Genomic DNA, 11,986 nt, shown 5'->3' with positions numbered 1-11,986 from the left:
CATTTAGGTATTGCGGTAAAAATCACGACGTACTTGTTCTTTTTTGATTCCAAATTTGTCATAATATGTTTGCATATGGTCTGCAATTTTAGCGGCCCAGTCAATATCGCTCGCATATTGGTTGGTACCAGGCGCTTGAGGGTTCCATTTCATCTGGTACAGCGTGATTTGACCATTTTTAAAATAGTTTTCTCTTACAAATTGTGCCCCGCCTTTTATCGCACGCTCAGGCGATGTCCATTTTGCCCGCACCGCATAGCTTTTTCCAGTATCCACTGCGTTGCTGTCAAACGCCCCAATCCCAAAAAAGTTGTAATAGCGATCTTTGCCATGTTTAATCCCACGCGCTAACTCAGAACGCCCTTCACCTGTTTCAACAAGTGCGTGACTCATCAAATAAATCACATTGACATCATATTGCTTTTGCGCTTCTAAAAAAGCCTTTCCTTGATTTTCAAGGACCCCTTTACCTTTAAGCATTTGATTCACTTCTTCTTCCGACAATTGAACGGGTTCTGATAAATCCATATATTGTAAATCGGAATCACTTAGTTTAACGCGCATGGCTTCCTTAACATCCTCATTCGAAGCTTCAACAAATTGATTGTGACTTGCTTTAGTATGAAGCACTTGTCCGTTCACTTGACGTTGATAAGCTTCATCAAAGGTCACATTTTTATCATTTTTTAAAAAGGTCGTCTCATTAATGAATAGTAAAATAAAAAAGACAGCTAAAATCACAATCACTAATACCCGAGAAGGATGCTTTTTTATATATGCTTTCATCTGTTACTCCCCAAATTGATTAAAATTTACGTCATTGCGAGTAAAACGGCAATCACGATGATTAACACGATGGCATACGAAGCATTCACAATGATACGTATCCATTTTTTACCATTGAACATCATATTAAATACAACCAGACTTAATCCTAATGAAAGTAAAAAGAAAATGATAGCCACAATGGTATGTATAAAAAATAATGAAATCAATCCTAAAACGATCAATACATTAGAGAGTATCGCAAGCAGTTTGATTTTTTTAATATCCATAGATTTCCTCCTTTGTAACACATTATATTTTATCATGAAACCTATGACTATGCTTGATGATCAAGCATAAAAAAAGTGGATGAGGTATAAAACGACCTCATCCACTTTTTCATCTATCTTGACATACCTTTTAAAATATTTAGGAAGTATGTCAAACTTTGATTCATGTCATCATCTTTTAGGATGCCCATTAATCCAGTAATTGATGTGCGTTGATTTGCGCTTGCTTGATGCGCTACACGTAATCCTTTATTCAATTTATTCATTAGAATTTTTAAATCATCTGGATTTAAATCACCGAGTAAGAAAGCCATTTGACCGATATTATGGATGGCCCCAGCATACTGGTCTTTGTTTAATTCCGTGACGATTTTTTCTGTAATCACGCCACGTTGCTTGACTGCTCCAGTTAAAGCGTCGAGTATTTTAGCTTCATCTAAAGCTTCAACTAGCTTAATTGCTTTTAAAATACTGTCACTGTTGGCGGCAATGGCATCTGTCACTTTCGTCACTTGTTCTGCTTTGATTTCTGCTTCTGATTTTTCAATACGCTTAATTTTAGAAATTCTCTCAGCCATTATTTCATCACCTGATCCCCTGGGAAGACGTAATCTGGTCTTGCCCATTTTTTCTCAACTGCCACACTATATTGCGGATTGCGCTGTTGGTTACGGAAATTTGTCGGATTGAGTGGTGATTTACCACGCTTACTTAAGACTTCCATACGGCAACAAGTGGATTTATATGCCGGTGTATGTGTTTCTGGGTCAGTCACACTGCTCGTCAAGTAGTTGATGGCCGCAGCATTGTTATCATTAAGTGGTAAATAGATTTGTTTACCTTTTACTCGGTCTGTAATATGAACATGACCTGTAGCTTCACCTGTTTCGGACGTTAATTTAACCGCTGCCCCTTCGTGGATACCACGCTCTTTAGCAAGTTCTGGTGAAATTTCAATAAATGTTGATGGCATTTTGTATTTAAGTCCTGGAACTTTATACGTCATATTACCTTCATGGAAGTGTTCAAGTACACGTCCATTGTTCACATGTAAATCATATTCTTCATTTGTTTTATAGAAGTTATCAAATTCGAGTGGGAAGAATTTTGCTTTACCATTATCGAAGTTAAAGCCTTCTGTAAACAACAATGGAGAATCTGTACCATCCGCTTCAACAGGCCATTGTAAACTATTGTAACCTTCTAATCGATGATATTTTACACCTGCAAACATTGGTGCTAAGTCAGAAGCTTCATCCATAATTTCAGATGGATGTTGATAGTTCCAATCAAAGCCAAGTTCTTGTGCAATAAGTTGTGTAATTTGCCAGTCTGGTTTAGAATCACCTAATGGCTCTAACGCTTGATATAAGCGTTGGAAACGACGTTCAGTATTTGTAAATGTACCCTCTTTTTCAAGTGATGGACTCGCTGGTAAAATCACATCTGCATATTCAGCAGTAAATGTTAAGAACTCATCTTGAATGACTAAAAAGTCTACTTTTTCAAGAGCAGCTTGAACGTAGTTGATATTTGAATCAACAATACCCGTATCTTCCCCTAGAATAAAGAGACTGTGTACATCACCTGCATGAATATGATCCATCATTTGATGGTTGTCATAGCCAGGTTCGCTTGGAATTTTTACGCCCCATGCTTTTTCATAACGTGCGCGTGCTGCATCATCTGTAACCCCTTCATAACCTGGGAATTTATCCGGCATACTACCGAAGTCAGAACATCCTTGTACGTTGTTGTGACCACGTAATGGATATGAACCTGCGCCTGGTTTCATGTAGTTACCTGTTGCAAGTAACATATTTGAAATCGCCGTACTTGTATCAGAACCTGTTTCTTGTTGCGTTACACCCATTGCCCAACAAACAACTACTGAATTCACGCTAACAATTTCTTTAGCTAAGTGAATTAAGCGTTCTTTAGGAATGCCTGTTGTTTCTTCAGCAAACTCCATTGTATAAGGTTCAAGGGATTTGTAATATTCATCTGCATGATCCACCCATTTTTCAATGAATGCTTTGTCATGCCAATCATTGTCGATAATGTATTTTGTCACGGCAGACAACCAGACTAAATCTGTCCCTGGATGAGGTTGATAGAATTCGTCCGCACGTTGCGCCATTTCATGTTTACGAATATCAAAAACATGTAATTTTTGACCAAATAGCTTGTGAGATCGTTTAATACGTGAAGCAATGACAGGGTGCGCTTCAGCTGTATTCGTACCAATCGTAATAACCATTTCAGCATTACCGATATCCTCAATAGAACCAGAGTCTCCACCATGACCCACCGTGCGGAATAAACCTTTAGTCGCCGGTGCTTGACAATAGCGTGAACAGTTATCGATATTGTTTGTTCCAAAGACTTGACGTGCCATTTTTTGCATTAAATAAGACTCTTCATTTGTAGCTTTTGAAGATGAAATAAATGAAAGTGCTTTTGAACCGTATTTTTCTTTAATATCGTTCATGCGCTTAGCGACATATGGAATCGCTTCTTCCCATTCAACCTCTTCAAATTGATTGCCACGGCGAATCAATGGTTTCGTTAAACGCTCTTCAGAGTTCACGTAGTCCCAACCAAATTTCCCTTTAACACAAGTTGAAATTTTATTGGCTGGTGAATCATGAGACGGTTGTACTTTTAGAATTTCACGGTCTTTTGTCCAAACTTCAAAGCTACAGCCGACACCACAATATGTACATACTGTTTTTGTTTTCTTAATGCGTTCTTCACGCATCGCAGCTTCTGAATCAGACACAGCAAATAATGGGCCGTAGCCTGTTTCTGCTTTTTTCGTTAAATCAATCATAGAGGCTAATGAGCCTGGTTCAATATCAGTCATGTAGCCTGCATTGCCAACCATATTATTTTCCATCATGGCGTTACATGGACATACCGTTGCACATTGACCGCATCCTACACATGAGGATTCATTAATTGAAACATCATTGTCCCAAATAACACGTGGTTGTTCACGTTCCCAGTCAATCGTTAACGTTTCGTTTACTTGTACGTCTTGACACACTTCTACGCAACGTCCGCACAATATACATTGGTTTGGATCATAGCGATAGAATGGCCCAAAATCAACCTCATAGGGTTTTGGTTTATACTCATATGTTTGGTGTTCTAGGCCCCATTCGTCCATTGTATTGTGAATTTCACAGTTGCCGTTATTATAGTCACAAACTGTACAGTACAGTTGGTGTTTTTCTAAAATGCGATCTAAAGCTTCTTTTTGACTTGTTTGTACATCTTGACCTTGTGTGTTGACTACCATTGAACGATCAATTGTCGTCCCACAAGCGCGTGCGATTTGCCCGTCGATTTCGACTGCACATGTATCACATGTCTGTATAGGACCTAATGATTCGTTATAACAAATGGAAGGTACGAATGTATTTTGCTCTTTAATGAACTCAAGTAAATTTTTACCTGGTTCTACAAGATAATCTTTACCATCTAAAGTTACGATAAGATGTTCTTGCATAGTATCCCCCCTATAAATCAAATATATGCCTAAGATGCCCCCACATACTTAGCTATTACTATTTTATACTGTTTAACTGTAAATGTTAACCTTTTACCAATATTTTACCTATTGTTCATTTTACAAAAATGAAAGCGGTAACTTTCTATACCCATAAATTCATTTTCTATGCTTATGAAAGTGTGCCTAAAACACCATCACTATCTTCAGAAAATTGAATAGCCGTTTGAATCGCCAACATAAGCCCTCTCGTCATCGTTGAAACGGGCATAGCAGGCACTTTTTCTCGTCCATGAACTTGTTCAGTAGCATAAGGGAGGTGAATAAATCCCGTTCGCATATTAGGATAACTCGTTTTAGCGAGGTGGGCTAACTGATACATCACATGATTACAAACAAATGTTCCAGCAGTGTTGGATAATTCACTAGGTGTTCCCGCTTCTCGGAGGTGTTGCACCATGCGCTTTACAGGCAAATCAGAAAAATACGCTGCTGGCCCTTTGGGTTGGATAGGCTGGTTGATGGGTTGTTCTCCAGTATTATCGGGAATCACGGCATCATCAATGTTAATCGCTATACGTTCAGGAGTGATTGCAGACCGACCACCTGCTTGTCCTACAGCGATGACAACATCGTATGTTTTTTTAGCCAATTGCGATTCAATCGCCACAACACTGTCTTTAAAACTGGTGGGAATGACAAGAACGTCTATAGGATGATGCTCAATATGTTCAGGTAAATCTGCCGTTGCTAATTGTGCAGGATTAACGCTTTCTCCATTAAAAGCTTCAAATGCAGTTATTAAAATATTCATGTTTCTTCCTCCTTTTTAAAATTTTCAAGTCCAACTTATTGAAAATAACCGTTTAATATAGAAAAAAATCCGCCCACAAAAAAGGCGAATTTTAAATGTTATAATCCTAAATTATCACGATAACGTTGTACAATTTGTTGTTTGCTGTTTTCATCAGGTACAAAGTAATAAAGACCGTCTTCACCTGTTGTATCTGAACCTTGAAGTTGGTGTCTATTTACAGTTTCATTACCCTCTTTATAGTTACTTCTGAACGTGTTTAATTCTCCTAAAGTCATATCCGTCTTAACGTTATCACTCAACTGATTCATTAAACCATTAAAATTAGTAATAGAAGAGACGCTTGTTAATTTGTTCGCTAAACCTTGGAGCACAAGTTGTTGACGCTCTTGACGACCAAAATCGCCTCCAGCTCCAGATTCTTTACGACTTCTAATAAATGCCATCGCTTGGTCTCCATTAAGATGCGCTTTTTGGCCTTGAGTAAAGGTTTGTCCCTGAGCGGTAAATGTTGCGTTGCTGACAACATCAATGCCCCCTACTGTATCAATCGTATCTTTAAGTCCATCCATATCTACCGTCGCGTAATGGTCGATAGGCACATTCATTAATTTTTCGAGTGATTTAACAGCCATATCTGGTCCACCATAGGCATAGGCATGATTGATTTTTTCAGTTGTTCCACGTCCTACAATTTCTGCACGTGTATCACGTGGAATACTAATAATTTCTGACGTTTTTTTATCTGGGTTAATCGATAACAACATTATAGTATCACTTCGTTGCCCGTCATGTTGTTGCTGGCGTTGCGCATTCGAATCTATCCCAAAAAGTGCAATAGAAATCGGTTCCCCTTTGTCCATGTTGACCTGACTAGAACGTAAAGCTGAATGTTCTCGGTTTAAAGGATTATGAATGGCACCTCCTGTAGAAAAGATTTTAAACGTTAAATAGGCGATAGCAAGTAGCACTAAAATGAGTAAAATACCAATTATCCACAATAACACTCTCATTACAGGATTTTTACGTTTCTTGGATCTTTGATAGTCCAAAATGTGTTCACTCCATTCTATTGATTACTCAATATATGTTTATTTTTATAACAATAATTTGATAATATCGCAATTGAATTCATTTCGAATCCGTCTTAAGACGCAACGCCTATTTTTCATAGCCCTCATCGGCCAACAAAATGGACAATATTTCATCGTGGCATCCCGGATTACTAATAATAAAGGGACCTCCAGTGACAAAATCGATCTCTTCTTTATCAAAGTTTGTCATTTTGAGCCCTAATTCTTCAGCAAATAAAAACTGTGCCGCAATATCCCAAGGTTTCGCATTTGTATGAATGTGTGCCCCAAATTGCCCTGTAAACACACGCGCTGAATCTAAACCACATGCGCCAATCAATCGATAAGCAAATGAGGCATCGAGTAAGGCATGCATCGTTGAATCATTTAATACTTTATTATTAAAGGAAACAAGCACATCTGAAAGCGCCATTGAAGCCACCGGTTCGATACGTTTATCATTAACGAAAGCGCCTCCTCCACGTTTGGCATGATACAATTTTTGACGTGGAAAATCATATATGTAAGATAACGTAGGGCGCCCATCAACAAATAAAGCGAGAATCACACAATAATCATCTTGTTGCTTGACTAAATTTGCAGTGCCATCAATAGGATCCATTACCCACGTATAGCCTTTTCTTAAATTGTCCGTTGCTTGGTGCGCTTCTTCACCATACAATGTGTGGTCTGGATATAAATCAGCGAGAAAACGCTCAAAATTTGATTCCAACGTTTTATCCACATTTGTTACAAGGTCAAACCGATTCTTTTTAGTATCAGTAGAGATTTCTTTTATCAAAGATGGAATTAACAAATTAAGTCCACGTAACCATGTTTTTATTTCATTGTCTATTACATTAATATCATTTTGAGAAACCATAACTATCCCTCCTCTAACGGATTGTTTTCATTATACATCGTAATATTCATATATACCAATATTGACCGATGACCCCCAGAATAATGTCCTTGATATTAATTAAATAAAAAAACCGATTGGATAAACCAACCGGCATAGAAAGGAAAGTAAGTAATAAATATTGAAGATGTTTAACTAGCCATAAGTACAACTTATCACGTCAAACTTTAACTATCTGCTGATAGCTTACCCCTCGTTTGATGATGCTGTACCATCCCCTAGTAGCTAATTCATACTATATCACAAATCCTGCAAAAATGTAAGCGTTTTCTTTTATTTTTTTGATTTTCTTTTTTTATTTACATAGACCCCACAGTTTCTACGTCATTTGAACGTCAATATACATTGAAATTCTTATTAATAAGCATCTCCATTTTAATATGGTAAAATATATTAAGAAAGACTAAGAGATGGAGGTGGAGGAGTTGAACAAAGAAGTCCGTCAAAATAAATTAATTCAATTAATTCAAACCCATAGGCAAATGTCTGCTGTTGATCTCGCGCGTCACCTTCATGTCTCTAAACGAACAATACTTAGAGACATTCAAGAACTTGAAGAGAAAGGCGTTCAAATATTAGCCCATTCAGGGAAATATGGGGGCTATGAAATTCAATCTCAACCTCAAAATATTAAAATAGAACTTAATGATGCAGAAGTGCTTGCGTTATATTTAATATTACAAGAACGTCGGCACCAAAGCGCGCTCCCTTTTCAATCTGAAGTCACGCAATTGATTCAAAAATTATTACGCCAACCCAATACATCATTACGACGGAATATGAAACAACTCGATCAATATATTCATTTTGAAGGCGAGGCCACACCTCCATTACCCGCACTTTTTAAAAATATTTTGATTTATAGTCATGAACGCAAAGTCATGGGGCTATCCTTTTTGCCGTCTACGCGCCGTAAATCCAAATTTGCGAATGTCGTTTTTATCGGTTTAGTGTGTCGAACGACTGAATGGAAAGCCGTTATTTACCATATTGGTGGTGACTATACCGAACTCATAGACATCGCCACAATTGACGATATAGATTATTCGTTCCATAAATCCATTCAGACTAATGACATTACAATGAACAATTATGAAGACTATTTACCTGACCATGATTAATACAAAAATATCTGCTCATAAGTTTTGTCCTTGAGTTTCCTATATTAAATGAGCCATCAATAATTCTAAGAAGAGAGCTATTGATGGCTTTTTTACGACGTGTGCGCGCTATAGTTTGAAGATATTTTTTCATCTATTCATAGCCTTTTTTGTTTAGCCTCCGTTTCTAATCAAAAAAATGCCGAGAGGAGAGGATAAAAATCGGTCAGATTTCTAGGTCCAATCTCTCGACATGCAGCACATTATGGAATAATTTACTTATCTCATTCCATAATGTAAAAAAATAACATTCCTTTTTACCATTTATGGAATCATACTAATACAAAATGAGACAAAATTATTTAGCATATGAAACGCAATCGCAACACCTAAATTTCTTCCACTTTTCATGTATAAAAAGACGAGTGGGATGGCAATGATAAGGTAATCAAAAATTTCTGTCCAATTGGTAAAATCAACTAAATGAATCGCCGAAAATAATAATACAGAAATCACACTCATCACTATAAAATTCAACTTTTTACCTAGTTCGCCTATTAAAATATGTCTAAAGAAAATTTCTTCAACGATTGGTCCAGCAATAACGATCAATAAGAAATTAAAAGGTAATAGTTGTGGAATGGATAAGAGTTGTTCTATAATTTGCTCGTTTTGTGTTGTATCACTCGTAAATATCGTCGGGAAAAACTCTTTAACCATACTAAATAAATACATCACGCCAACTGTGACCAAATAGATTGCAATAATCCATAACCACATCCGTTTAACCCCTTGCCACCATTGTTTCATCCAGCTTTTGAATAAATCTAAATTAATGAGAAAAAATGCAAAAATTACTGCCACATAAGCGAGCAATTGTGTTAACAATCCAATCGCTTCGTAATTAATTAATGACGTATGCGGTTGTAATAAAATCTCTTCAAATATGGCCGCATTGATCATCACAATAATCATAAAAACGATAAATGACACAATAAGAATCGGTAAAAGCCATAAATTACGCCATCTAATGTCTCTCCAACGGTATCCTTTCATAATGACCTCCATTTTTTATATTGGTGTATACCTATTCAACCTTCATTTTTATATGGTATAGTATAATATCATAACAGAAAGGAATACATCTATGAATATACAAAATCCTCCAAAATACTCCGAAGCCTCACACCATTTAACAGAAATTCACAAATTGGCACTATCTTTTCACTTGCTCTATCAACAAAAACCCGATGATGCCAATCAAATCTTAGAGGAACTTAAAGAAACCATCGCCTCGATTTACAACACATTGCCTCCTCCAGAAATTCCTGACCGTTCACTTTCTTATGACTATGCCACATATTTTTCTTGTATTCAACAACTTCACGAAACACCTTTAATAAAAATCGATATTGGTGACCAAACACTTGTCACACAAGCTTTTATTAATATCATCGCGCAAGCACAACGTCGTTTATAACCTCTTATAAATGTAAGCGCTTTTTCAAAGTTTACTATATAATAGAACTAGTCCTATTTTTTAGATTTAAAGGAGGTCTTAGTATGCTAGGTTTTTCAGTTTATCTGGGCAAACCCTTCAACAACGACTACATCCAAAATATGTTGAATTTAGGATTTCGAACTGTTTTTACGTCTATCCAAATTCCGGAAGAACAAAATCATCATTCTCGACTTTTTGATCTTCAAACTTATTTAAGCGCTTTTGATACAGCGTTAATAATTGATGTGAATGAATCGTTAATTAATGATACACTTTTTAACCAACTCTCACAGTTCGACACGATTCGTTATATTCTTCGTATTGACGAAGGGGCTACGCCGTCATTAATCCAACGCATTTTAAATCATGGACACCTCTGTTGCATCAATGCTAGTACCGTGTCTGAACAATTTTTAATCCAACTTCAAACCTATCCAGAACTTCAGTCTCGCCTCATCTACTTACATAATTATTATCCAAGGCCAGATACGGGTTTAAGCCGCGCTTACTTACAATCTCAAAATGCGCGCATTCGTCACTACCATCCGAATGCGTCAATTTACGCCTTTATTAGTGGTGAGTATTATCGCGGTCCTTTATATGAAGGACTCCCCACGTTAGAATCTTTGCGTCAAACAGAACCGTGCCTTTCCGCACTTATTATAAAACAGATGGAAATCGATACAATTCTTGTTGGAGATCCCTATATTTCTCAAATAACGGCTCAAAAAATGTATGACATGATTGTACATAATCATTTCAGGTTACATTGCCATTTACATTCTAATGCAGACAGAACGCTCGTCCTTCAAGAACATGTGGTTCGACCTGATTGCGCCGCTCATGTCATTCGTTCAAGATATTCACGAGCGCACGTCTCTGAAACAATTGCGCCAACCAATATCCAACCAAGAGCAAAAGGCACTATTACTATAGATAATCATCTGAACGGCCGCTATATGGGAGAACTACAAATCACTAAAATTAATCTTAAACCTCATCCTCATGTCAATGTGGTGGGAAGTCTCACAAAAGAAGCGCTCCCCTATTTAAACTTTTTTAATGCATCAACACGTTTTACATTTGTTGAAACACTAGAGGAGGATGTTCATGAAACAAAATACAACTGAAACACGCAATACTAAATCTGCACATTTAGATGAAATGACAACACAACAAATTCTTCAGCTCATGCATCAAGAAGATCAAAACATACCCGATGTTATCGCTACGCAGTTTAATACTATCCAACATGTCATTGAGACTGCTGCCAGCGTGTATTTAAATGGCGGAAAAATTATTTATATAGGAGCTGGGACAAGTGGGCGTCTTGGTGTATTAGATGCGGCAGAACTCGTGCCTACATTTAATGCAGATCCGAAACGCTATTTTGGACTCATTGCTGGTGGAGAAAAAGCCCTCACTCAAGCTATAGAAGGCGCTGAAGACCATCGTCAACAAGGCGCAGATGATTTAGCTTCAGTCGGTTTAACAGCACAAGACCTTGTGATTGGGATTGCCGCAAGTGGAAGGACGCCGTATGTCGTCGGTGCCCTTGCATATGCCCAATCACTTGGTGCTCAGACGGCTACGCTCAGTTGTAATGCACAAGCTCTCATCAGTCAATATGCCCATTACGCCATAGAAGTTCCTGTAGGTCCTGAAATTTTAACGGGCTCCACACGTTTAAAAGCGGGAACGGCTCAAAAAATGGTGTTAAATATGATTTCTACAGCCACGATGATACGTATCGGTAAGGTGTATGACAATCTTATGATTGACGTTCAGGCAACGAATGAAAAACTCGTCTCCCGTGCCATTGGAATTATTCGAACCATTACACATTTGGATGAACAGGAGAGCACAAAGCTTTATCACCAAGCGCATCAAAACATAAAAGCAGCGATTGTCATGCACTTCAAATCCGTTTCTTATTCTGAGGCACAACAGTTAGTCAGCAGTCATCATGGAAATGTAAAATCCGTTATCAATACTTAAAAAGGGGTT

General features: G+C 37.5%; 12 protein-coding genes. 4 read left to right on the top strand and 8 right to left on the bottom strand.

Features of this window, described 5'->3' with window-relative positions:
• Positions 1-3: 3 nt before the first annotated feature.
• The 7 genes from PYW36_RS02570 to PYW36_RS02540 all read right to left on the bottom strand — a co-directional run bounded on the left by PYW36_RS02570 (position 4) and on the right by PYW36_RS02540 (position 7,339).
• Entirely contained in the window at positions 4-786 is a 783-nt protein-coding gene (locus tag PYW36_RS02570) for an N-acetylglucosaminidase (RefSeq protein ID WP_103158985.1), read from the bottom strand.
• Between the two features lie 26 nt (positions 787-812).
• Positions 813-1,055, bottom strand: a complete 243-nt coding sequence (locus PYW36_RS02565; RefSeq protein ID WP_037574900.1) for a hypothetical protein — start codon at positions 1,053-1,055, stop codon at positions 813-815.
• 113 nt (positions 1,056-1,168) lie between these two features.
• Complete coding sequence (locus tag PYW36_RS02560; protein ID WP_037574902.1) at positions 1,169-1,633, bottom strand: helical membrane plugin domain-containing protein; 465 nt, start codon at positions 1,631-1,633, stop codon at positions 1,169-1,171.
• Positions 1,633-4,569, bottom strand: coding sequence for a formate dehydrogenase subunit alpha (gene fdhF, locus PYW36_RS02555; protein ID WP_103158984.1), 2,937 nt, complete (start codon positions 4,567-4,569; stop codon positions 1,633-1,635). Before fdhF ends, PYW36_RS02560 begins: the two co-directional genes overlap by 1 nt.
• 172 nt (positions 4,570-4,741) lie before the next feature.
• The gene (gene pcp, locus PYW36_RS02550) at positions 4,742-5,383 is read right to left on the bottom strand and encodes a pyroglutamyl-peptidase I (protein ID WP_103158983.1); all 642 of its coding nucleotides are present in this window, start codon (positions 5,381-5,383) and stop codon (positions 4,742-4,744) included.
• Positions 5,384-5,481: 98 nt separating this feature from the next.
• Entirely contained in the window at positions 5,482-6,396 is a 915-nt protein-coding gene (locus PYW36_RS02545; RefSeq protein WP_103159007.1) for an LCP family glycopolymer transferase, read from the bottom strand.
• A 148-nt stretch (positions 6,397-6,544) separates the two neighbouring features.
• Positions 6,545-7,339 (bottom strand): inositol monophosphatase family protein, encoded by a 795-nt coding sequence (locus tag PYW36_RS02540; RefSeq protein ID WP_103158982.1) that lies wholly within the window; start codon positions 7,337-7,339, stop codon positions 6,545-6,547.
• A gap of 464 nt (positions 7,340-7,803) precedes the next feature.
• Between PYW36_RS02540 and PYW36_RS02535 the strand changes: the two genes are divergently transcribed.
• Positions 7,804-8,499, top strand: coding sequence for a helix-turn-helix transcriptional regulator (locus tag PYW36_RS02535; protein ID WP_037574913.1), 696 nt, complete (start codon positions 7,804-7,806; stop codon positions 8,497-8,499).
• A 303-nt stretch (positions 8,500-8,802) separates the two neighbouring features.
• On the opposite strand, the gene PYW36_RS02530 is transcribed toward PYW36_RS02535, so the two are convergent.
• Complete coding sequence (locus PYW36_RS02530; RefSeq protein ID WP_103158981.1) at positions 8,803-9,534, bottom strand: CPBP family intramembrane glutamic endopeptidase; 732 nt, start codon at positions 9,532-9,534, stop codon at positions 8,803-8,805.
• Positions 9,535-9,625: 91 nt separating this feature from the next.
• Between PYW36_RS02530 and PYW36_RS02525 the strand changes: the two genes are divergently transcribed.
• From PYW36_RS02525 to murQ, 3 genes are all read left to right on the top strand, one after another.
• Complete coding sequence (locus PYW36_RS02525; RefSeq protein WP_037574920.1) at positions 9,626-9,958, top strand: hypothetical protein; 333 nt, start codon at positions 9,626-9,628, stop codon at positions 9,956-9,958.
• Positions 9,959-10,041: 83 nt separating this feature from the next.
• Positions 10,042-11,109 carry a MupG family TIM beta-alpha barrel fold protein gene (locus tag PYW36_RS02520; RefSeq protein ID WP_103158980.1) on the top strand — a complete coding sequence of 356 codons (1,068 nt, stop codon included), beginning with the start codon at positions 10,042-10,044 and terminating at the stop codon, positions 11,107-11,109.
• Entirely contained in the window at positions 11,090-11,977 is an 888-nt protein-coding gene (murQ, locus tag PYW36_RS02515; protein ID WP_103158979.1) for an N-acetylmuramic acid 6-phosphate etherase, read from the top strand. The genes PYW36_RS02520 and murQ overlap by 20 nt, the downstream gene beginning before the upstream one ends.
• Positions 11,978-11,986: the final 9 nt, after the last annotated feature.

It is taken from the genome of Staphylococcus chromogenes, from assembly GCF_029024625.1.
GTDB classification, from domain to species: domain Bacteria; phylum Bacillota; class Bacilli; order Staphylococcales; family Staphylococcaceae; genus Staphylococcus; species Staphylococcus chromogenes.
Note: the sequence above shows the minus strand (reverse complement) of the source record. Positions and strands in the feature narration are given on the sequence as shown.